Genomic DNA, 21,921 nt, shown 5'->3' with positions numbered 1-21,921 from the left:
GCCGCCGGGTCAGCCGTTCGAACTGCTGTTGCCGAAGGTGGGGTTGAGGGCACCGATCACGTGGACAGAGTCGCCGGTGACATTGACCGGAACGTGGATCGGCACCTGCGCTTGATTGCCGGAACCGACGCCTGGGGAGAACGCGACCCCGCCGACGGCGAACGAGCCGGTGTCGTCGTCGGCGGCGGCGGTACCGGCGCCGGCGAGCAGAGCGGCGGCGATCAGGGCGCCGGTGGCGAGGACGGTACGTGCACTCATGAATCCTCCAGTGGGCGAAGCGAGTTAGCGACCCCTACCAGCATTGGCCGACCGGTTGATCCGGGAAACGCCCGCCACTCGAACGTGCCCGTAAACCCATTCCTTGGGGGACAGCAACCGCCCGCGTCTACTGCCTGCCGTCGTAGTCCCGTCGGGCCTGTTCGACCTTGGGCAGGTTGCCGGCGGACCATTGGGCGAGTGTGGCGAACAACGGGGCCAGGCTGCGGCCCAGTTCACTGATCTCGTATTCGACGCGGGGTGGGACCTCGGGGTGGTAGGTGCGGGTGACCAGCCCGTCGCGTTCCAGTTGCCGGAGGCGCTGGGTCAGGACCTTGGGGCTGATGGTGGCGATGCGACGCTCCAGCTCCACGAATCGCTGCCGGCCGTATTCGTGGAGTGCCCAGAGAATCGGAGTGGTCCAACGGCTGAAGACGATGTCGACCACGGGGGCGATGGGGCACGCCTGTTCCGGAGCGGGCTCGGTGCGCACCACCTCGGCCGTGGCGGCGGTCGTGACGTCAGCCGTGGTGTCGGTCGTGGTGTCAATCGTGGCTTTGGTCGTCATGCGCTGCCCTCTCCTTCCCACCCATGCACAATCCGTCCATCCATCCGTCCATCCATCCATCCAACCGTCGCTTTCTGCCGGGTAGTTACTGCCCGGATGACAGTAACTTCTTCGGCGGCCGGGCGGATAGCCGCAGGGTGGGGACGGCGGCCGTCGATAGACTGCCCGGGATCCGCGGTGCCGTCCGGGGATCCGCGCTGTGGACACGGGGAGGGTCAACATGCTTGACGGGCTGGGCCGTTACTGCACCGGGGTGCTGACGGAGCACGGCTGTCCCTCGGTTTCGGTCGCGGTGGCCGAGCGGGGCGAGGTGGTGCTCGCCGAGGCGTACGGGCTGGCGGACGTCGCCGCCGGGCGCCGGGCCACTCCGGGCACCGCGTACGCCCTGGCTTCCGTCACCAAGCCGATCACCGCCACCGCCGTCTGCGTGGCGGCCGACGAAGGGCTGTTGGACCTGGACGCGCCGGTGCCGGTTGCCGGCCGCCACCCGTCCCCGACGGTGCGTCAGCTGCTCCGGCACCGGGGCGGTCTCGGCGCCCACTACGCCTGGGACTACGGCGACGGCGAGCGGCTGATCGACGCGGACCGCTACACGGTGCTCCACCGGCCGCCGGGCACCGGTTTCGAGTACGCCAACCTCGGCTACCGGCTGCTGGGCCAGGTGTTGGAGCGGGCCACCGGGCAGGAACTGGGCGCATACGTCCGGGAGCGGGTGTTCGCGCCGCTCGGGCTCACCGCCTGCCATCTCGGGGTGACGTATCCGGGACAGGCCCCGCGGGCGGTGCGGTACACGGTCGACGGCCGCCCGTACCCGGACTACGGTTGCGGCCACCCCGGCGCCACCCTCGGCTGGGCCACCGCCGCCGAACTGGCCCTGTTCTCACAGTCGTACGAGCGTCTGCTGAAGCCGGAGACGGCCGCGGCGGTGCGGGACGCCCTGCCGGTGAACCGCCACCTCGGGTACGGGCTCGGCTGGTGCGTGTCGTACGGCGACGGGCCGGTGGTGCAGAGCCACGGCGGTGGCGGGGGCGGCGTGGCGGCGATGGCGGTGGTGGTGCCCGCGCAGCGCCTCTCGGTGGCGGTGCTGACCAACTGCACCGGCAAGGGGGCGCGCGATGCGATCGTGCGGTACGTGCTCGATGCCCTGGTCCCGGGATACACGGACGAGCGGATCTCCCCGGTGGTCGATGATCCGGTGCGCCCGCTGGATCTGCCGGAGGGCACCTGGACGGGCGGGATCGGCACGCCGGAGGGAACGCTCCCGGTCGAGCTGCGGGTGGCTGCGGGCGGCGAGATCGCCCTGCGGGTGGCCGGTGAGGGTGCCGGCGGCCCGGCGGACGCCTCGGCGGCGTGGGACCTGCGGGCCGATGTCCCCTTGCAGCTGCCGACCGCCGACGCGCGGGTCAACAGCCCCGTACTGGGAGTGCGCCTGCGCCTCGGCGACGGGCTGCTGACCGGGGTGGCCTACGCGTACAAGAACGGCGACGCCGAGGGCCGGCTCGGCAACTTCCTCAGCCACCCCTGCACCTTGCGGCGCGCGGCCGCGGCCGATGCCACTGAAGCACCACGCAACTGACGCCCGTTTCCCCACTGTTGGCCGCCCTGCCCGACCTCACGAACATGTCTGACAGTACTTGTACAAGTGCTGTTACGCTGCCGCTCATGACCGAGGACCCCGCGCCCGGCCCGGACACCGCCCCCGACCCCACCCACCAGAGCCGCTGGCGTCCGCTCCGGCTGCTCCAGGCGTCGATGGACGCGGACATCGCACGGCTCTACGCGGAGCGGCGGATCGACGGGCTGAAGCCGAACTACGTGAGGGAGCTGCTCCGGCTGCACGCCCTCGGGCCGATGACGATCACGGAGCTGGCCGAGTCGGTCGGCCACACGCACTCGGCGCTCAGCCAGAAGGTGGCCGCGATGCGCGCGGCCGGGTGGGTGCGGACCGTCGCGGGCGAGGACGCGCGCACGAAGAAGGTGACGCTCACGGAGCGGGCCGGTGCGGTGGTCGGCCGGCTGGCGGCGGAGTGGCGGGCCACCGAAGCCGCCCTCGCCGAGCTGGAGGCGGAGATTCCCTATCCGCTCACCCAGGTCGTCGGCGACATCGAACGGGCACTGGAGCGCCGGAGCTTCCACGACCGGATCGCCGCGAAGCTGGCCGAGGACCCGGCGTGGGAGTGAGCCGCGCGAAGGCGAGGGCGGGCGGCCGGGGTGTGCTGCTGGACGTGGCGCCGCTGCGGTCGTCACCGGCCTTCCGGCGACTGTGGATCGGTGGGGCGCTGTCCGGGCTCGGCAGCCAGATGACGCTGGTCGCGGTGATGTTCCAGGTCTGGCAGACGACGCACAGCACCGCCTGGACCGGTGCGGTCGCGCTCGCCCAGGCCGTTCCGCTGATCGCGCTCGGGCTGTTCGCCGGGGCGCTCGTCGACCGGGTGGACCGGCGGACGTGCTATCTGTGGACGACCCTGGGGCAGGCCGGGTGTTCGCTGCTGCTCGCCTTCCAGGGCGTCCTCGGCGGCCTGCCGCCCGCGGGTGTGCTGCTCCTGGTGGCGGTGCAGTCCTGCTTCCTCGCCGGCAGCGGACCGGCGTCCCGTACCTTCGTCCCGCGCCTGCTGCCGAAGCGGCAACTGGCCGCCGGGCTGGCGCTGAAGCGGGTCTCCTTCCAGGGCGCGATGCTGCTGGGGCCGGCGTTGGGCGGGCTGGTCCTGGGCGGGCTCGGTGTCGGCGCCTGCTATCTGGTCGATGCGCTGACCTTCGCCGCGGGGCTCTACGGGGCGTTCGGTCTGCCGCCGCTGCCACCGGGGGACGAGCCGGCGCGGCCGGGGCTGCGCGGCGTACTGGACGGGCTGGCCTTCCTGGTGCGCACCCCCGTCATCCGCGGGGCCCTGCTCACGGACCTGGCCGCCACCGTGCTGTCGATGCCGGTCAGCCTGTTCCCGCTGCTCAACTCCGAGCGGTTCGGGGGCGATCCGCGGACGCTCGGGCTGTTTCTCACCGCGTTGGCCACCGGTGGCGTGGCCGCGTCCGTCCTCTCCGGGAGTTTCACCCGGCTGTCCCGCCCCGGTCTGGTGATGCTCGGCGGATCGGCCGCCTGGGGTGGGGCGTTGGCGCTGTTCGGGCTGTCGCCCAACGCGTGGTGCGGGTTGGCCTTCCTCGTTCTGGCGGGTGCCGCGGACACCGTGTCCGTGGTGTCCCGGAGCACCCTCGTCCAGTCGCACACCCCGGGCGAACTGCTCGGCCGGGTCGGCGCCGCCGAGCAGATCGTCGGGCAGGGCGGCCCGGACCTCGGCAATCTGCGCGGCGGTCTCGTCGCGGCCGCGACGTCGGGTGCGACGGCTCTGGTCAGCGGCGGCCTGCTCTGCGTCGGCGCGGTCGCCCTGGTGGGCCTCGGCACACCAGGACTGCGCCGGACCGTGACGGCTGCCGCGCCCGCCGCTGCGCAAACGGCGCCAACCGCCCCGTAGTGGTCCGCCGCGGGCGGCAGTGGCACGGAAAGCGCGAGGGCGGCCCCGTCGTCTCGTGGGGCGGGCGGCATACTTGCCGGTCGGCGCGACGTGATCCATTCGCATGTGAGGAGCAGTCATGTCCGACCAGCCCACCGCCGAGAAGACGACCTTCCGGACGGTCTTCGAGGTGGGCCCCGCTGCGCTGGAGCGGGCGCGGCGCATTGCCGACGCGTTCCAGCACGCGATCGCCCCGGCGACCGTGGACTTCGACTTCGGGGAGATCAGCCGGGCGGCGAGCGCCATCCCCGGCGGCTCGACCGTCAGGATCGTCCGCGGCTGGGGTCTGCAGGAGACGGCCCCCGTGGGCGTCATGGTGCTCTCGCTCCGGGAGGCCGTCCGCCAGGCGCTCACGCACCCCTTCGGCAACCCGGTCTTCTGGGACAAGGTCGAGGCCGCGCTCGCCGACGCCTTCCTCGGCCTCGACGCGCAGGAGGGCACGCACCTCTCCTTCCACGGGGACGCCGCGGACAGCACGAGCTACTACTACAACGTGCTGTTCGCGCTCCAGGACGAGGAGACCGAGGGGTACGTCCACGCCGTCGCCTGCTGTGTCGACGTGACCCTGGCGCTGGCCGCGGACGAGGTGGGCGAGCTGGCCCTCGACGACGTCGTGCGGTGCGGGATCCGGCTCAACGCGATCGCCGTACGGCAGGGGCTCGCCGGCGCGGCGTGACGCCCTGGCCGACCCCGGCCGGGTGCGCGGCCGGGGTCCGGCGCCCGGGGTCGGCAGGCTCTCCCACCCCGTCGTCCGCGTTCCCCTCCGGGACCGTATCGGCCGGGACCGTGGCGAGGGGGCCGCTGCCCCGGGTTCCGCGCTCCCCCGTCCCCCGGGTGCGGACAGCCCTCCTGGCGCGGATCCTGAAGCAGAGGAGTCGAGGAGTCGCAGCCGACGAGCGCACAGGGGAGCACTGCACAGGAATGAGCGCTACGAACCCGACCAGACAGCGTGTCGCGGCACGGTCGTGACAGCGGAACGGACGCACATGAGCAACGGATTCATGGGTCCGGAGGGTAACGGCCCGGACTCGTTTGGTGACTTTCTCTCGCGGTTCTTCGGGCGCAGCGCGCAGTCGCCCGGTGGCGAGGGAGGAGCGCCCATGCCGAAGCAGGCGGACATCGCCCGGCTGATGAGCGGCTCCGCCCGGGATCTGGTGACCTCCGCCGCCGCGTACGCCGCCGAACACGGCAGTCCCGAGCTCGGTACCGAGCATCTGCTGCGGGCGGCCCTCAGCGCGGAGCCGACCCGGAGCCTGATGCGGCAGCAGGGTGCGGATCCGGATGCGCTGGCGGCGGAGATCGACCGCAATGCGGGTTCCGGGCCGCTCCAGAAGAGCGTCGCGGTGACACCGGCGGTGAAGCGGGCGCTGCTGGGGGCGCACGAGCTGGCGCGCGGTACGGGTGCCTCGTACATCGGTCCGGAGCATGTGCTGGAGGCGCTGGCCGGGAACCTGGATTCGGCGGCCGGGCGGATTCTGAACCTCGCGCACTTCGACGTGCAGGCGTCGGCCGCCTCGCACGGCAGTGCCGGCGGGCATCCGCCCGCGGGGCAGGGCGCCGAGCACGGGGCCGTACCGCATCACGACACGCCGACGCTGGACAAGTACAGCCGCGATCTGACCGATCTCGCGCGGGCCGGCCGGATCGATCCGGTGATCGGCCGCGAGGAGGAGATCGAGCAGACCATCGAGGTGCTGTCGCGGCGGGGGAAGAACAATCCGGTGCTGGTCGGTGACGCGGGCGTCGGCAAGACCGCGATCGTGGAGGGGCTGGCGCAGCGGCTGGCGGACGGGGAGGTGCCCGAGACGCTGGCCGGGCGGCGGATCGTGGCGCTGGACCTGGCCGCGGTGGTCGCCGGTACGCGGTACCGCGGTGACTTCGAGGAGCGGATGAACAACATCATCGAGGAGGTCCGCGCGCACACCGACTCGCTGATCGTGTTCATCGACGAGCTGCACACGGTCGTCGGCGCGGGCGGCGGCACGGGGGACGGCGGTGCGCTGGAGGCGAGCAACATGCTCAAACCCGCGCTGGCGCGCGGCGAGTTGCATGTCATCGGGGCCAGCACGCTGGAGGAGTACCGGCGGCACATCGAGAAGGACGCGGCGCTCGCCCGCCGCTTCCAGCCCATCCTCGTGCCCGAGCCGACCATCGCCGACACGGTGGAGATCCTGCGCGGGTTGCAGGACCGCTACGAGGCCCACCACCAGGTGCGCTACACGACCGAGGCGGTGCTGGCGGCCGTGGAGCTCTCCGACCGCTACATCACCGACCGGTTCCTGCCGGACAAGGCCATCGATCTGATCGACCAGGCGGGCGCCCGGGTACGGCTGCGCTCGGCCACCAAGACCCCCAGCGTGCGCGATCTGGAACGCGAGGCCGAGCAGCTGGTCCGGGACAAGGACCAGGCGGTGGCCTCCGAGCAGTACGAGCGGGCGACCGAGCTGCGGGACCGGATCGCCGAGCTGACCCGGCGGATCGAGGGCATCCAGGCGAACCAGGGCGCCCGGCCGGTGGTCGGTGACGGCAAGATCGTGGAGGTGACCTCCGAGGACATCGCGGAGGTCGTCTCCCGGCAGACCGGCGTGCCGGTGAGCAGCCTGACGGAGGAGGAGAAGGACCGGCTGCTCGGGTTGCAGGGGCGGCTCCAGGGCCGGGTGATCGGGCAGGAGGACGCGGTGACGGCCGTCTCGGAGGCGGTGCTGCGCTCGCGCGCCGGGCTCGCCGATCCGAACCGGCCGATCGGCAGCTTCCTCTTCCTCGGTCCGACCGGTGTGGGCAAGACGGAACTCGCCCGGGCGCTGGCCCAGGCACTGTTCGGCAGTGAGGACCGGATGGTGCGGCTCGACATGAGCGAGTACCAGGAGCGGCACACGGTCAGCCGGCTGATCGGCGCCCCGCCCGGGTACGTCGGCCACGAGGACGCGGGACAGTTGACCGAGGCGGTGCGCCATCACCCGTACTCGCTGCTGCTGCTCGACGAGGTCGAGAAGGCCCATCCGGACGTCTTCAACATGCTGCTGCAGGTGCTGGACGACGGTCATCTGACGGACTCTCAGGGGCGGACGGTGGACTTCAAGAACACCGTGATCGTAATGACCAGCAACCTCGGCTCGGAGGCGCTCAGCAGCGGTCGCGGGGTGCTCGGTTTCGGCACCGCCGAGGCGGGGGCGGACGACGGGGCGCGGGAGCGGGCGCTGGCCGCCCTGCGCGGACACTTCCGGCCCGAGTTCCTCAACCGGCTCGACGAGATCATCGTGTTCCGGCAGCTCACCGACAAGCAGCTGCACCAGATCACCGGTCTGCTGCTGGAGGGGACGGGCCGCCGGCTGAGCGCCCAGGACGTCTCCGTCGACTTCACCCCGGACGCGGTGGACTGGCTCACCCGCCGCGGCCACCAGCCCGAATACGGCGCCCGGCCGCTGCGCCGGACCATCCAGCGCGAGGTCGACAACCGGCTGTCGCGGCTGCTGCTCGACGGCGCGCTGTCGGCCGGTGACCGGGTGCGGGTGGACGTCCAGGACGACGAGCTGGCGTTCCACGTCACCACGCAGGCGAAGAACCCGGCGGCGACGAACTGAGCCGGGAGGCCGGGAGGCGACCGTGCGGGGAGACGGCGAGGAGAGGTGAACCAGGGCGCACCGGCCGGCCCGGAGCCGCACGGTCGTCACGAGACACCGGAGGAGCGGGCCGACCGGCGGTGGAGCGAACTCCTGCAGGAGGTGCGGGTCATCCAGACCGGCGTGCAGATCCTCTTCGGCTTCCTGCTGACCGTCGTGTTCACCCCGCGCTTCGCCGTCCTCGGCCAGGCCGACCGCGTCATCTACGTCGTGACCGTGCTGCTGGGCGCGGCCACCACCGGTGCGCTGGTCGGGACGGTGACCTTCCACCGGCTGGTCACCGGGCACCGGCTCAAGCCGCAGACCGTGCTCTGGGCCTCGCGGCTGGCGCTGGTCGGTGTCGTACTGCTGCTGGCCACGGTCGCCTCGGCGCTGCTGCTGATTCTGCGGATCGCGCTGAACGGCACTGCCGCGCCCTGGGTCGTGGCGGGCCTGGTCGCGTGGTTCGTCCTGTGCTGGTTCGCGCTGCCGGCCTGGGTCCTGCACCGCTACTCGTCGCGGCAGTGAGCTGCCTCTGCGGGTGGGCGGGGCCGGTGCGACGATGGAAGTGAGGCGCCGGCGGGCGCGCCGAACCGGAAGGCGCCCGGCATCGCAGGGGGTTGCCTCGCGGTGCGTTCAACGGAGCCGTCGCCACCCCCAGCCACATCCATCCAAGGGTCCAGGGATCTGCGGAACGGAGGGATCACCATGGCAGTCTGCGAAGTCTGCGGGAACGACTACGCGCGGGGATTCGAAGTGCGCACCGAGGGCGAGGTCCATGTCTTCGACTGCGTGGAATGCGCGGCGCATCTGCTCGCCCCGACCTGTGAGAACTGCGAGTGCCGGATTCTCGGCCACGGGCTGGAGGCGGACGGCCGGTATTTCTGCTGTGCGCACTGTGCGCGGATCCGGGGAGTCATGGAGCTGGCCGACAACGTCAGAGTGGCCGCGGGGCCGGTGCTGCACGCGAAATGAGGCGGCCGTCCCCGAGGGACAGCCGCCTCATCCGCCTGCCGCTTACGCACCGGCCGTGACGGGACTCACCCTGCGCGGACGCAGGAGCAGCGCCGCACCGGCGAGGCCGGCACTGAGGATCGCCAGACCGACCGCCAGCAGCTCCGGCCACATGCCGGCATCGCCCAGGCTGCTGCTCAGGGGGGCCAGGACGCCGGCCCGAGTGAGGGCGTGCAGGACGATGACGGTGACCGCGGCGGTGGCACTGGCCGTCCAGATGGCGGCCGTGTCACGCATCGCGAGCCAGCCGGCCAGCAGCAGATAGACCGCCGCGATGGCCATCGAGATGCCGTCGGACGGGCCGTTGTGGACCTCCGACAGCCCCAGCGGCAGATGGCTGAGCCCGCACAGGGCCAGCGCCGCGGCGGCGGGCCAGCGCAGTGCGGAGCGGAGCATTCCGCCGACCGCCTGGCCGGGCTGCGGGGGCGCCCCGGCCGTCGGCCATCCAGCGCCGCCCTGGGGCGTGTTGGCGGGCCAGGGTGAGTTCTGCGGCCAGGGCGGGGCGTCCCGGTGCAGTCCGTCGTGCATCGCCGGCTCGTGGGGGCCGGCGGTGTGCGGGGCCTGGTTCGGGTACCCGTTGTCGGCCGGGTGGCCGTAGGGGTCGGGATACGGTTCGAGGACGGGGTCGTTGACCATCGGCATGCCGGAGGTCGCCTGGCCCATCGTGTCGGCGTGGCTCTCGGCGAAGTGGTGGCCGTCGGGGAAGTTGTCGCCGCCCGGCGGGCCCTCGACGGGGAAGTGGGCCTCCCGCGCACTGTCGAACAGCCGGATCAGCTGGACGACCTCGTCGACGGATCTGTTCACTGCCGCCGCACGCAGCGCCTCGTAGCTCGACTCCGCGGTGTGCGGGGCTTCGCCGAGCATGGCGAGGAGCGGCCCGAGCTCGCTCACCGGCCGGGTCATCGCCGCCGCTCTCAGGACTTCGTCGCCTGGATTGGGGTCTTCGCCACTGCGCTTGAGCAGTTCCACGAGGGCGGCGACTTCCTCCACGGGCCTCGTGGTGGCCGCCGTCCACACGAGGGTGCGGACCGAGACGTTTTCCGGATTCGTGGGCGGAACGTGTTCGCCGGCGTCTGTCGGTGACAGGTCGGCGTCGCCCCCACCAGGAGCTGGTTCAGATGACATGTAGGGACTCCACTGAACGAGGGGGAGCATCGGGCACCGGAGGCGCTGACACTCATCGGGCGTTGTGCGTGCTTTGGTTCAGCCAACGTCCCTCTTGGCCGCCCGCGCCATTCAGGGATGGCCATCCGGTGGAGACACGCCGTGGGCACGGGGAGACACCGGGCGTGTCGGCCGTGCCGGTCGTGGGGCCGTCCGCCGGCGACGGCGGAGTCCCCTCCTGTCGACGATCGCCCGCCGGGCGTCGCCGGGGCCCCCGATACGGCCCGCGCGCTGCTCGCTATGTGGTCGCGACGGTGAACAGTCCGCCCTGGGGATCGCGGATGACGGCCTGGCAGCCGCTGCCGTCGACCATCGGCGTGACCGGAAGGACGAAGCCGCCGGCGGAAACGGCGGCGGCGGTGACCTGCTCGATGTCGTGCACGGGGAAGGAGACGTGCCAGCGGGGCCGGACGTGCGGGTCCGGGGCGGCTTCGACGGCTCCGCCACGCAGTGCGGCCACGGTCTGCTCGCCGTCCCGCACGATCACCTCGTCGTGCTCGTAGGTGATGTCGCAGCCGCCGGGCCCGGGAGCCCAGCCGAAGACCTCCCCGTAGAAGATCGCCGCGTCGAAGGCGTCGCGGGTCCGCAGCTCCAGGCACGTCGGCGCCTCCCCCTCCCCCACCGCCCAGGAGAGGGTCTGGCCTTCCCAGAGGCCGAACACCGCGCCGTCGCGGTCGGCGGCGAGCGCCGCCCGCCCCTTGCCGAGTTCGAGCGGGCCCACCGCGAGGGTGGCGCCGCGCTCGCGGATCCGGGCCGCCGTCTCGTTGGCGCTCTCCACGGCGAAGTACGGGGTCCAGGCGACGGCGATCCGCCAGCTCGGCGGCAGCAGCCCGATCCCGGCGACCGGCTGGCCCTGGGCGAGGGCGATGGAGAATTCGGCCCCCATTTTTCCCGGCCGGAAGTTCCAGCCGAGGACCTCTCCGTAGAACTTCTCCGCGCCCGGGAGGTCGTGGGTCATCAGGCTCACCCAGCACGGGGCACCGCCGATGGCGGCGCGGGCGGGCATCATCGTCGACATGGGAACCCGCCTACCAGTGGTCCCGGCGGCCACGGGTGCCGTGGGGACGGTGGGAACGGAAGAGGAAGCCGAGCAGCAGGGACGCCAGCAGCGCGATGGCCACGATCCACAGCAGCTTCATCACGACACCGGCGCCCAGGAAGATCAGGACGAGCAGCAGCGCAAGCACAAGAGGGACCATCGGGATCAACCTCCGGACAGGCTGGTTCCCTACATGGCCCCCATTATGCGCTTATACCGACCATCGGGATGCTCGATGCGCTCCACCAGCATCCGACCGCATTTCGTGAATGCGCTATCGCACTGCGTGACACTTCGACGTGCTAAAGGGCGCGCACCCTGATTCGCTGGTTACAGCAGATTTCCGCGACGCCGCACGAAGCGGTAAGGGCGAATCGGTAACGATAAGGAATGGTCATGGGCACGGACGAGACACGCCAACGCCTCCAGCACATGCGGGAAAAGGCTCAGGAGCTGGCCGAGGCCGCGCAGCACACCAGTGATCCGAAGGAGAAGAAGCGGCTCCAGGAGAAGTCGCGCCGGCTGCAGAGCCGGAGCGAGCAGGAGAGCGCCATGCGCGGCGGGGACATCTACCCCTCCCTGTGAGCGCGTGGACGCACGACGGAATGCGCGGCCGACCGGGGCGGGCGGTCGACCGTCCCGCGGTCGCCCCACACGGCGGCCCCGGCGGCCGCGCCGCCGCCCCTACCACCCGCCGCACCCAGTGGAGTTCGGCGGGTGACGGCCGCCGGGCGCGGTGCACCCGGCGGCGTTCGACACCCAACTGAAGCGCTTCGCCGCGAAGTTGCGCCCTCCGGAGCTTCCGCGAGAGCGGTGTGCACGACTCCCGGCGCGGGCGGCCGGCCGCCCGGCTGTTCGAGTGGCTTACGGGGCGGTGCCGATGCGTCGTCCGCACCGCCGGGAAGGGGTGCGGCGGAGGAACGGCGGCAGGAGGCGGCATGCACCCCAGGCGGCCCACCGTGGTCTATGTGCACGGCATCGGGAACAAGGTGCGCCCGGAATTGCTGAAGTCACAATGGGATCAGGCGCTCTTCGGCAGGGATATGGCCGGGGCGTCCCGTATGGCGTACTGGGCCGCGCTGCGGTACGAGAAACCGCTGCCGGATTTCCGGCCGGATCCGCTGGACGGCGCGCCGGTGGCGTACGCGGAATCGGCCGGTGCGGCGGCGGAGACGATGACGGAAATGAAGGAATCCGGGCGGGCGGCGGAATCCGGACTATTCGCCGAGCCCGAGGAATTCGTGGCGCTCACCGTTTCCGAGGCGTGGCGGGAATGCGGCGCCGTCGGGCTGGAGGGCCGGGGCGGCGAGGGCCGGGCGGGCCCGGACGGGGAGCGCGCGGTGGCGGAGGGCGCACTTGTCGACTGGCTGCGGGACATGACGTATCTGGCCGAGACCCTGGGCAGCGCCGAGACCGGCGGTGACGCGGAAGGGGAGGACGGCGGCGGCGCGCTTCCGCTGGAACTGCTGCCGCTGCCCCGGCCGGTGCGTACCGCGGTGTTCCGGGAGCTGGCCAGGCACACGTTCAGGGATGTCCATGCGTACTTCTTCGGCGGGGCCGGACCGGCGATCCGCGGGGTGGTCGCGAAGGCGCTGGACGGGCTGGACGGCGGGCCCCTGGTGGTCGTCGGCCACAGTCTCGGATCCGTGGTGGCCTACGAGGTGCTGAGGGAGCGGGGGCAGGAGGTGGAGCTGCTGGTCACCGTGGGGTCGCCGCTGGCGATCACCGAGGTGCAGGACCAGCTGGCCCGCCCGCCCGCGGTTCCGGAGGGGGTGCTGGCCTGGCGCAACGCGTCGGATCTGCGGGATCTGGTGGCGCTCGACCACACCCTGCGGCCGGAGTTCGGACCGCCGGAGCGGATCACCGATCTGCTGGTCACCAACGACAGCGGCAACCACCACGGGATCGGCCCCTACCTGTCGCAACCGCCGGTCAGAGAGCCGGTACAGCGGATCTTCGATCACCTTGCGTGAGCACAGACCGGGTGGAAACATGACAAAGAGGAGGCAGTGCAGAAGTCGGCCCGTCCCGCGCTGCCGAGGGGCGGGTGGGTAGGTGTGGCATGCCATTGAACGAAGCGGAATGGTTCGCGGTCACCACGTGGTTGACGCAGTACCTCTTCCTCGACACCGACCACCCCCGCACCGAACTCCTCAACCACGGCTTCTCCGAGGAGTTCGTCGCGGCGCTCCCCATCACGACGGTCAGCGCGGAAAACGCCCGTTCCCTGGTGCAGGCCGCGCGCCGGAACATCCGGCAGCAGGTGGAACTCCTGGAGGCCGTGAACCGCCTCGACCGGCTGTCCGCACTGCCCGAAATCACCACCGCCCAGGAATTCCTCCGCCGCCTGCAGGAGGACCTGGAGATCCACACACGGCGGGACACCTTCCGTACCTGCGTCCTGAAGAACGGCACCGAGGCGTTCATCGACCGGCAGGAACTGCGGGAGACGCTGCGCCGGTTCGTCGACGACCAGGAAAAGTTCGTCCTGGCGGTGGACGGCGATCCGGACAGCGGCCGGTCGTACACCTACACCTTTCTGCGCCATATCGCGCAGCACCGCGGATTCCGTCCGGTCCGCGTCGTCCTGTCGCGCACCTCCACCGCCTCGCAGGTCATCCGGCGGCTGGCCGCCTTCCTCGCCGATCCGCGGGCCGCAAGCCAGCCGTTCGACCCCACCCGGCTCAACGACCTGCTCCCGGCGATCGACGACGCGGTGCACTGGGTGGTCGGGCAGGCGACCGCCGCCGACGAGCACTACTGGCTGGTCCTCGACGAATGCGACAAGCTCGACCCCCGCTCCGACGTCTGGGACTTCATCGGCCAGCTGGCGATGGCGATTTACGAGCACGCCGCCGTGCGCGGCGACCAGGCGCCCCGGCTCGTCCTCCTTGGATACGGCCGCTCGATGTACCAACTCCCCTACGACCTGCGGGGAAGTCTGTGCTGGGACACCGCGCGGGTGGTCGAACGCCAGGATCTGCACAGCTTCTTCGACCAGTACTTCCATGAATCGCCGCCCCGGCTCAGCGATACGGCGCAGCCCGACGAATCCGTCATCGCCGGTCTGGTGGACGAGGCGGTGGACGCGGTGCTCCACGATTCGGAGGTGCGGGACGGCAGCGGCGACGGCGACAGCTATATGCGGAAGATCTGTACGGCGGCGGAGAAGGCGATCCGTGTCTACCAAACCCTCTGAGCCCCACCTCCCGGGTCCGTCCTCGGCCGACGTACGGGAAGTGTTCGGCGCCCGGCTGCGGCAGGAACTGCGGACGGGCGAGCCGTCGCCGCCGGCCGTGACGGACACGCGCCGGGCCTATCGGGAGGCCGCCTGCCTGCTGTCCCACTTCGATCCACTGCGGCTGCGGCTGCCCGGTGAGGACGGCCCGACCGGGGGTGCCGTGCTGGAACTCCTCGACGACTGCACCACCTTGGGGGCCGCCGGGCGCGCCGAGTGGTCGCTCAAGTCCGAGATCCGGGAAGCGGCGCTGCGTGGGATGGCCGGGCCGCAGGCGGCCCGGCTGGCCCTGGCAGCCAACCGCGAGCAGTTCCCCGACGAGCCCGGCGGGCCGGAGGCCGTCTGCCTGGCGTTCCTGAACGGCGATCTGTCCGCGACGGCCCACCGGAGGGCACACCTGTCGGTCGAGGAGCTGGCCGACACCCTCCAGGCAGTGCTGTGGCTGTCGCGGGTGCCGGGCGTTGCGGGACTGCCCGACGCCGGCGAGCTGCAGAACGCGCTGGAGCGGGCCCGGCTGCTCGATCCGCTGGAACGCCTGATGCGGGCGCCGTTCCAGGGCCGCGGCCGGGAACTCGACCAGCTGCGCGCCTTTGTCGGCATACCGCCCGGGGACGCGGCGGCCGGCGAGGAGCTGGCCGGGCAGCTGCTCAGTACGGGCGCGCACGCGGCGCCGTCGCCGCCGCTGGTCATCCACGGTCCCGGCGGGATGGGCAAGAGCACCCTGCTCGCCAAGTTCCTGCTGGACGCCGTGCCGGATCCGGCCCACGGGTTCCCGGCCGCGGACACCGCCGCCTTTCCGTTCGCCTACATCGACTTCGAGCGGCCCACCCTGTCCATCCAGGAGCCGGTGACGCTGATCGCCGAGGCGGCCCGGCAACTCGGCGTCCAGTACCCGGAGTTCCGTGCCGAGCTGGACGCGCTGGCGGACGAGTGCCAGCAGGCGGCGTGCAGCCAGCGGGAGGAGCAGGAACGGGTGGCCCAGCTGCATCAGCTGGCCACCACCCGGGTGCTGGGGCGCAGTTCGTCGGAGGAGTTCCACGCGCTGGCCACCGAGCGGGAGACCGATCTGATCCGGCGGGTGGCCGACGTCCTGGTGCGGGCGGTGACCGCGGAGGGCCGGCCGGATCCGCCGTTCGTGCTGGCCGTCGACTCCTTCGAGGAGGCGCAGTACCGCGGATCGCCGGTGCTGGGCCGGATGTGGGCGATCTGCATGTCGCTCCAGCGTGTCTATCCACGGCTGCGGTTGATCGTCTCCGGCCGGGCACCGGTCGATCATCCGGCGCGCAGGGTCACGTCCCTGGAGATCCGGCTGTGCGAGCTGGACCCGCCGGCTGCCGTCGCCCTCCTGCGGTCGCTGGGCGTCAACGACCCCGACGTGGCCGCGGCGTTGGCCGAGCGGGTCGGCGGCCATCCGCTCAGCCTGCGGCTCGCCGCGCGGGCCGCCGCGCTCGCCGGCAGCGAGACCGAGCAGACCGGCGACCTGATCCGCAGTCTGCCGGCCCGCCGCGAGGAGGTGTTCCGGCGTGTCGACCAGATGCTCGTCCAGGGCATCCTCTACGACCGGATCCTCAGCCATATCGCCAACGAGGACATCCGCCGGCTCGCCTATCCGGGCCTGGCGCTGCGGGTCATCACCCCGGAGATCATCAAGGACGTACTGGCCGAACCCTGCGGACTGCGGGTGCCATCGATGGACGAGGCACGCCGGCTGTTCGGCGAGCTGAGCCGGCTGGACATGGTGGAGCCGGCCCGGCCGGAAGCGGTGCGCTACCGCGGCGACGTACGGGCGATCATGCTCCGGCTGCCGGCCGGGGACCGTACGGAGGTGATCCGGGCGGTCGAGCGGCGCGCGGTGGAGCACTACGCGGCGCGGGACGGGCTGGAGGCACGGGCCGAGGAAATCTACCACCGGCTGCGGCTGGACGAGAACCCCCGGTCGGTGGAGGAGCGGTGGCTGCCCGGCGTCGAGCGGCTGCTGGCCGGGGCGCAGCAGGACATGTCCCCCAGGGCCGCGGGGCTGCTGACGGCGCGGCTCGGCGGCGGGGCGCCGGACCGGGTGGCCGCGGGCGCCGACCAGGAGGACTGGGAGCGGATCGCGGCGCGCGAGGTGGAGGACCTGCTGGCACAGGGCTACGCCCAGGCGGCGCTGGTACGGCTGGGGCAGCGGCGGCCCTGGACGCCGTGCAGCCCGCTGCACGCCCTGATGGTCGAGGCCCTGAACCGGCTCGGGCAGCGCGGGGAGGCGCGCGGCGCCGTCACCGAGGCCATCGCGCAGGCCGAGCGGGGCGGCTGCCCGAAGCGGCGGCTGGAGCTGCTGCTGCTCTCGGCGCGGCTGGCCGAGGAGGCCGGCGACCTGGCGTGCGCCGACCGGCAGCTGCGGGCGGCGGAGGAGGTGGCGGTCGGCTTCGGGGAGGATCTGGAGGCGATGGGCGCACGGCTGGCACGGGCCCGGCTGCCGTCCGGCGCCGGCGAGGACTCCGGAGCCCAGGCGGGCCATCAACTCGCCACACAGCTGAGGGAGTTGCCCGACGCGGTGCTGGCCGATCAGCCGGTGCTCGTGCGGGCCGTGGCCTCGCAGATCTACGGTCAGGACCCGGGCGCCCTGGACCATGCGCTGGAGGTCGTCGGGCTGCCGACGGACGACGAGACGCTGGACACCCTGGGCGCGGCGATGTGCCGGGCGACGCGCCGTCAGCCCGGACTGCTGGGCGCCGTGATGGGGATCCTGCACGATGCGGCGGGGCCGGGCCAGGCCGCCGGGGCCGCGGGCCAGGGCGCGGCGCCCGCGCACCACGGCCCGGCCCGGATCAGCGACATCCTGCGGGTGGCGCGCGACCGCGGCACCCTCACCTCGCTCGCCCGGCGGCTGCTGGCGGTCTCCGACCGGAGCGGCGAGATCGTGGCGGGCGTGGCCGCGGCGATGGGCGTGGGGACCCATGGGCGGACGGCGTCGGAGGCCGCGGCGCGGCGGGAGGCGCGGGACCGGCCGGAGCCGGCCGCGCCGCACCCGGCGGAACGGGCCGGGTACGGGAGCGGGTACGAGAAGGGAAGCGGCCCGGCAGGGCCCGGTGGCCCATCATGACGGCGTATCTCCCGGCGGACGCCGTTCTCCGGCTGCGGGACACCGCGCTGGAGACCGGCCTGGGCGACCCCGCCCTGCGCCCGCTGCTCTTCGACGGCATCATGACCCGCTACCGCGGCACGCTCCCGGTGCTGGCCGCCCCCGGGCACCAACTGCACTCGGACCTCAACCAGATGAACCGGGTCGAGCGGCTGGTGGACGGCTCCGTGCCCCTGGAGATCTGGCTGCGCAACGCCGTGGCGCAGACCACCGAGGCGGCGGCCCTCGCGACGTTCCAGGGCGCCCTGGACGAGGTGGCGCGGCAGGCCGGCGGCGAGCCGGACGTGCTGGCCGGGCGGGCGGCCCCGGAGATCAAGGAGGCGATCGTCCACCGGGACGACACCGTCCCCATCGGGTTCCTCCGCGGCGGCGACCTGGCCGCGGCGGCGGTCGCCCGCCTCAAGGTCCCGCCGTATCAGAGCGGCGCCCCGCTCCAGCCGAACGGCTTCCCGCACGCCGGGACCGGCTGGCTCATCGCGCCGGACCTTCTGATCACCAACCATCATGTGGTCAACGCCCGTACCGGGACGGGCGGTCAACGCCCGCTCGCCGACCCCGACGACCTGCGCCTCCAGGCCCGGCACACCCGCGCCCGCTTCGACTACGACGCGGACACCGACACCGACACCGACGAGGCGACCGCCGACGCCGCGGTCACCGAACTCGCCGCCGCCGACCCGGAGTTGGACTACGCGGTGCTTCGGCTGGCCGACCCGCCGGCCCGCCCCGCGCTGAAACTGGCCGAACGGCCGCTGACGCTCGCCGACGGCGACTTCGTGGCCGTCAACATCATCCAGCACCCGGGCGGCCTGCCGAAGCGGGTGGCGCTGCGCAACAACCTCGTCTACGAGGCGGACGAGCACGACGTCCGCTACTTCACCGACACCCGCGGCGGTTCGTCCGGCTCGCCGGTACTGACCGACGACTGGCGGGTGGTGGCGCTCCACCGGGGGACGCGGCGGGTGGAGAACGTGGAGTTCCAGGGCCGTACGACGGCGTTCGTGAACGTCGGCACGCAGCTGACCAGCGTGCTGCGGCATCTCGCGGCGCACAGCCCCGACCTCCACGCCGAGATCGCCGCGGCGCAACAACGGAGCTGATGCGGCTGCCCCTCACCGACCGACCATCCCATCGACCAGCCGCGCCCCATCGGCCGCACCACTCATCGACCCGTCGGTCCGTTGACCGACGGGCACACGGCAACTTCGACGACGCGACGGAGGAGGGCGAGATGCACAACCGGAGTCGATCACCGGTGGCGACCGGTCCCGAGCGGGTCTTCTCGGATCTGTGCGCGGTGGCGGCGCGGGTACGGGAACAGCTGTCCTGGGAGATCCCCGAATCCTCGGTGGGGCTGCCCGCCGACGAACTGCCCGCCGACCAGATCTCGCAGTACGCCCGGCAGGAGCGGACCCGGGTGCTGTCGGCGGGCGCCAGCGGCCTGGAGAAGCTCGCCACGGGACGCACCGACGAGATCAGCGACGACGAGTCGTTCGGCATGGAAGCCATCGTCCTGCTCGAAGGGCGGCCCGCCATCCTCGTGCAGCACCACGACTTCGCGCCGCAGCAGGGCGACTGGGCGGTGCTCGACGGCCACCGGGCCGCGATCCGGGAGACCCTGGCCCGGGTGGGCAGGGTGGAGATCTCCGGGCATGTCAGCCTGGACTGGCTCGGTACGGGGTTCCTGGTCGGCCCGGACGTGGTGATGACCAACCGCCATGTCGCGGCGGAGTTCGCGCGGGGTGCGGGCGGCGGCTGGACCTTCCAGCAGGGCCTGGGCGCCGCGCTCGACATGGGCGAGGAGTACACCGGCACCGACGACCCGGCGGACGGCGGTCCCTCGTACGAGGTGACCGAGGTCCTGGGCATCCACGAGGACGTCGACCTGGCCCTCCTGCGGATATCCCCGTACCTCGGCGGCAGCACGCTCCCCACCCCCCTGGCGGTGGCCGCGGACGCACCCGCCGATCTCCCGGGGCACCCGGTGTACTGCGTCGGCTACCCGGCCTGGGACGGCCGCCGCAACGAACCGGAGTCCATGCGCCGGATCTTCATGGATGTCTACAACGTCAAACGACTTCAGCCCGGCATGACCACCGGGCTGGAACCGGAGGAAAACGTCATGCGCCACGACTGCTCCACCCTGGGCGGCAACAGCGGCTCCCCCGTCATCGACCTCGCCGACCACCGCGTCCTGGGCCTCCACTTCGGCGGCCGGTACGGCCAGGGCAACTACGCCGTGCCACTGTGGCAGTTGGCGGACGATCCGATGCTGCAGCGGGCAGGGGTGAACTTCGTATGAGCATCGCCGACCACCGCGGTCCGGACGGCCTGCTCCCCCGCCGGCGGACGCTCCTCAAGGGGGCGCCCGCGGTGCTGCTGGGGGTCGCCGGGTGCTCGGGCGGAAGCCGGGGCGGCGCGCCCGCCTCGCCGCGCCCCGCTGCGACCGCCACGCTCGCCGGGCTCCCGAAGGTCCCGGCCTGGCGGCCCAGTCCGGGGGATGTGCAGCCCGAGGTGAAGGTGCGGGCCGTGGAACTGGTGCAGGCCATCGGGTCCTGGCCGGCCGGGGAGCGGGATGCGGCGATGGCGCGGGTGGGGGCGCTGGGGCTGGAGCCGACGCTGGTGGATCAGGCGGGGGCGCTCCGGCCCGGGGGTGCGCAGGCGGTGCTGGAGGTGGTGGACGCGCAGTACGGGGGGATTCTGGCGGACTCGGCGAGTGTGCTGGTGGTGTGCCGGCAGTGGGTGCGGCGCGGGGACGGGGCGGTGGTGGCCGGCGGGACGACGGTGGACGTGCGGCTGCGGAAGGCCCGGCCGCGGTGGGAGGTGGCGGCCCTGCATCCGGCCGAGCCCGGGGCGCCGGCGGCGGCGCTGAGCCCCGAGGCGCAGCGTTTGCTGGACGCGGGGACGTCGATCCGGTTGCCGCCGGCGGCGGTTGCGGACATCCGCAGCGGGCAGGTCCGTGCGAGCGTCGTGCGGGCACTGCTGGACCTGGCCCGTACGTACCGGATCGACGTGAGCGTGGTGCGGTCCGGGCATCCGCTGAACGTGTTCGGGACGGACCGGCCCAGCGACCATCCGCGGGGGCGGGCCGTCGACGTGTGGCGGATCGACGGGCATGCGGTGGTCGATCCGGGGACGTCGCGGGCGCTGGTCGAGGAGTTCATGCGGGCGGCGGCCGCCGCCGGGTCGTACAACGTCGGCGGGCCGCTCCAGTTGCCGGGGGGAGCGGCCGACCAGTTCTTCTCGGACGACACGCATCGGGATCATGTGCACATGGGGTTCCGCAGCTGATCCCTGGAGCCTGTCCGGTGGGTCAGGGTCGGACAGGCCCCAGGGGCGTCACGGCGTCCGCGGCGCGGCTCTCCGCCGTGTGGTCACTTCTTGACGAACTCGGTGGTGTAGGTCTTCTTCAGGTCGATGGAGGCGTTCTTGAGGTTGGGGTTGAAGGACTTCAGGACGCGCTCGACGGTCGCGGGGCCGTCGGCGGGCATCACGCCGTCCTTGGTGAACATCGGGAGGGTGTTCTTGATGGCCTTGGCGTAGAGCTCCTTGCCGCCCTGCGCGTAGTCGGCGGGCATCTTCGCGGCGATCTCCTCGGGTGTGTGGACGGACATCCACCTGAGGGTCCTGACGAAGGCGTTGGCGAGCTTCTGGACGGTGTCCTTGTGGCTGTTCACCCAGTCCGTGCTCATGTAGAGGCTGGAGGAGGGGTAGAGGCCGTCGAGCGCCTGCCGGGAGCCTTCAGGGGTGCGCATGTCGACGAGCACCTTGCCGAGGTTCTTGTCGAGGACCTGCGCCACGGTCGGGTCGGTGGTCATTCCGCCCTGGATGGAGCCCTGTTGGAAGGCGGCGAGGAAGGTCTGCCCGGCGCCGACCCCGACCGTGTGGAAGTCCTCTGTCTTGACGCCGTTCTTGACCGCCAGGTACTTGGTGAGGAAGTCGGTGGACGAGCCGAGGCCGGTGACGCCGAGCGTCTTGCCCTTGAAGTCCTTGGGGGAGGTGATGTCGCCGGCGGCCTTGTCGGCGACCAACTCCACCTCGCCGGGGGTCTGCGCCAGCTGGACCACCGATTCGACCTGCTTGTTCTTCGCCTGGAGGTCGAGGGTGTGGTCGTAGAAGCCGACGACGCCCTGGACGTCGCCGGAGAGCAGGGAGGTGGTGGCCTGGACGCCGGCCGGTTCGGTGAGCAGGGTGACGTCGAGGCCCTCGGCCTTGAAGTAGCCGAGCTGCTGGGTGAGCCGGGCGGGGAGGTAGATGACCTTGTCGAGGCCGCCCACCATGATCTTGAGCTTGCCGTCCTTGGCGTCCGCGGAGGCATCCGGGGAGGAGCCGCCGCCGCAGGCGGTCAGGCCGGTGAGGGCGAGCGCGGCGGCGGCCACCGCGGCGGAGAGCTTGAGCTGGGTGCGCATGGACACGTCCT

General features: G+C 72.3%; 20 protein-coding genes. 14 read left to right on the top strand and 6 right to left on the bottom strand.

What is annotated here, in order from left to right; genetic code table 11:
* Nucleotides 1-9 precede the first annotated feature (9 nt).
* Together GR130_RS15650 and GR130_RS15645 are read right to left on the bottom strand one after the other, a co-directional pair.
* Nucleotides 10-258, bottom strand: a complete 249-nt coding sequence (locus GR130_RS15650) for a chaplin (protein ID WP_159505305.1) — start codon at nucleotides 256-258, stop codon at nucleotides 10-12.
* Between the two features lie 127 nt (nucleotides 259-385).
* Nucleotides 386-823 carry a winged helix-turn-helix transcriptional regulator gene (locus GR130_RS15645; RefSeq protein ID WP_159505304.1) on the bottom strand — a complete coding sequence of 146 codons (438 nt, stop codon included), beginning with the start codon at nucleotides 821-823 and terminating at the stop codon, nucleotides 386-388.
* A gap of 220 nt (nucleotides 824-1,043) precedes the next feature.
* On the opposite strand from GR130_RS15645, the gene GR130_RS15640 reads away from it, so the two are divergent.
* The 7 genes from GR130_RS15640 to GR130_RS15610 all read left to right on the top strand — a co-directional run bounded on the left by GR130_RS15640 (nucleotide 1,044) and on the right by GR130_RS15610 (nucleotide 8,900).
* A complete protein-coding gene (locus GR130_RS15640) occupies nucleotides 1,044-2,399 on the top strand; it encodes a serine hydrolase domain-containing protein (RefSeq protein ID WP_159505303.1) in 1,356 nt (451 codons plus the stop codon).
* 86 nt (nucleotides 2,400-2,485) lie between these two features.
* A complete protein-coding gene (locus GR130_RS15635; protein WP_443043606.1) occupies nucleotides 2,486-3,004 on the top strand; it encodes a MarR family winged helix-turn-helix transcriptional regulator in 519 nt (172 codons plus the stop codon).
* Nucleotides 2,995-4,287: an MFS transporter gene (locus tag GR130_RS15630; RefSeq protein WP_236573041.1), complete on the top strand. Its 1,293-nt coding sequence runs from the start codon at nucleotides 2,995-2,997 to the stop codon at nucleotides 4,285-4,287. Before GR130_RS15635 ends, GR130_RS15630 begins: the two co-directional genes overlap by 10 nt.
* A 118-nt stretch (nucleotides 4,288-4,405) precedes the next feature.
* Nucleotides 4,406-5,002 carry a Type-2Aa cytolytic delta-endotoxin gene (locus GR130_RS15625; RefSeq protein WP_159505302.1) on the top strand — a complete coding sequence of 199 codons (597 nt, stop codon included), beginning with the start codon at nucleotides 4,406-4,408 and terminating at the stop codon, nucleotides 5,000-5,002.
* A 310-nt stretch (nucleotides 5,003-5,312) separates the two neighbouring features.
* Nucleotides 5,313-7,907, top strand: coding sequence for an ATP-dependent Clp protease ATP-binding subunit (locus GR130_RS15620; RefSeq protein ID WP_159505301.1), 2,595 nt, complete (start codon nucleotides 5,313-5,315; stop codon nucleotides 7,905-7,907).
* Nucleotides 7,908-7,952: 45 nt separating this feature from the next.
* A complete protein-coding gene (locus tag GR130_RS15615; protein WP_159505300.1) occupies nucleotides 7,953-8,453 on the top strand; it encodes a DUF6328 family protein in 501 nt (166 codons plus the stop codon).
* A gap of 180 nt (nucleotides 8,454-8,633) precedes the next feature.
* Nucleotides 8,634-8,900, top strand: a complete 267-nt coding sequence (locus GR130_RS15610; RefSeq protein ID WP_159505299.1) for a hypothetical protein — start codon at nucleotides 8,634-8,636, stop codon at nucleotides 8,898-8,900.
* A 42-nt stretch (nucleotides 8,901-8,942) separates the two neighbouring features.
* On the opposite strand, the gene GR130_RS15605 is transcribed toward GR130_RS15610, so the two are convergent.
* From GR130_RS15605 to GR130_RS15595, 3 genes are all read right to left on the bottom strand, one after another.
* Nucleotides 8,943-9,929 carry a hypothetical protein gene (locus GR130_RS15605; RefSeq protein ID WP_159505298.1) on the bottom strand — a complete coding sequence of 329 codons (987 nt, stop codon included), beginning with the start codon at nucleotides 9,927-9,929 and terminating at the stop codon, nucleotides 8,943-8,945.
* Nucleotides 9,930-10,341: 412 nt separating this feature from the next.
* Nucleotides 10,342-11,112: a VOC family protein gene (locus tag GR130_RS15600; protein WP_159510000.1), complete on the bottom strand. Its 771-nt coding sequence runs from the start codon at nucleotides 11,110-11,112 to the stop codon at nucleotides 10,342-10,344.
* A gap of 19 nt (nucleotides 11,113-11,131) precedes the next feature.
* Nucleotides 11,132-11,302 carry a hydrophobic protein gene (locus GR130_RS15595; RefSeq protein ID WP_159505297.1) on the bottom strand — a complete coding sequence of 57 codons (171 nt, stop codon included), beginning with the start codon at nucleotides 11,300-11,302 and terminating at the stop codon, nucleotides 11,132-11,134.
* Nucleotides 11,303-11,538: 236 nt separating this feature from the next.
* On the opposite strand from GR130_RS15595, the gene GR130_RS15590 reads away from it, so the two are divergent.
* From GR130_RS15590 to GR130_RS15560, 7 genes are all read left to right on the top strand, one after another.
* A complete protein-coding gene (locus GR130_RS15590) occupies nucleotides 11,539-11,727 on the top strand; it encodes a DUF6381 family protein (RefSeq protein WP_159505296.1) in 189 nt (62 codons plus the stop codon).
* Between the two features lie 353 nt (nucleotides 11,728-12,080).
* Nucleotides 12,081-13,115 (top strand): alpha/beta fold hydrolase, encoded by a 1,035-nt coding sequence (locus tag GR130_RS15585; protein WP_159505295.1) that lies wholly within the window; start codon nucleotides 12,081-12,083, stop codon nucleotides 13,113-13,115.
* Between the two features lie 89 nt (nucleotides 13,116-13,204).
* A complete protein-coding gene (locus GR130_RS15580; RefSeq protein ID WP_159505294.1) occupies nucleotides 13,205-14,341 on the top strand; it encodes a hypothetical protein in 1,137 nt (378 codons plus the stop codon).
* The gene (locus GR130_RS15575) at nucleotides 14,322-17,462 is read left to right on the top strand and encodes an AAA family ATPase (RefSeq protein WP_159505293.1); all 3,141 of its coding nucleotides are present in this window, start codon (nucleotides 14,322-14,324) and stop codon (nucleotides 17,460-17,462) included. The genes GR130_RS15580 and GR130_RS15575 overlap by 20 nt, the downstream gene beginning before the upstream one ends.
* Nucleotides 17,459-18,601 carry a trypsin-like peptidase domain-containing protein gene (locus GR130_RS15570; RefSeq protein WP_159505292.1) on the top strand — a complete coding sequence of 381 codons (1,143 nt, stop codon included), beginning with the start codon at nucleotides 17,459-17,461 and terminating at the stop codon, nucleotides 18,599-18,601. The genes GR130_RS15575 and GR130_RS15570 overlap by 4 nt, the downstream gene beginning before the upstream one ends.
* Nucleotides 18,602-18,732: 131 nt before the next feature.
* Nucleotides 18,733-19,803, top strand: a complete 1,071-nt coding sequence (locus tag GR130_RS15565; RefSeq protein WP_159505291.1) for a trypsin-like serine peptidase — start codon at nucleotides 18,733-18,735, stop codon at nucleotides 19,801-19,803.
* The gene (locus tag GR130_RS15560) at nucleotides 19,800-20,792 is read left to right on the top strand and encodes a hypothetical protein (protein ID WP_236573039.1); all 993 of its coding nucleotides are present in this window, start codon (nucleotides 19,800-19,802) and stop codon (nucleotides 20,790-20,792) included. Before GR130_RS15565 ends, GR130_RS15560 begins: the two co-directional genes overlap by 4 nt.
* Nucleotides 20,793-20,875: 83 nt before the next feature.
* Here GR130_RS15560 and GR130_RS15555 read toward each other — a convergent pair whose 3' ends face one another.
* Nucleotides 20,876-21,910, bottom strand: a complete 1,035-nt coding sequence (locus GR130_RS15555) for an ABC transporter substrate-binding protein (protein ID WP_159505290.1) — start codon at nucleotides 21,908-21,910, stop codon at nucleotides 20,876-20,878.
* Nucleotides 21,911-21,921: the final 11 nt, after the last annotated feature.

It is taken from the genome of Streptomyces sp. GS7, assembly GCF_009834125.1.
In the GTDB taxonomy this organism is placed as follows: Bacteria; Actinomycetota; Actinomycetes; order Streptomycetales; family Streptomycetaceae; genus Streptomyces.
Note: the sequence above shows the minus strand (reverse complement) of the source record. Positions and strands in the feature narration are given on the sequence as shown.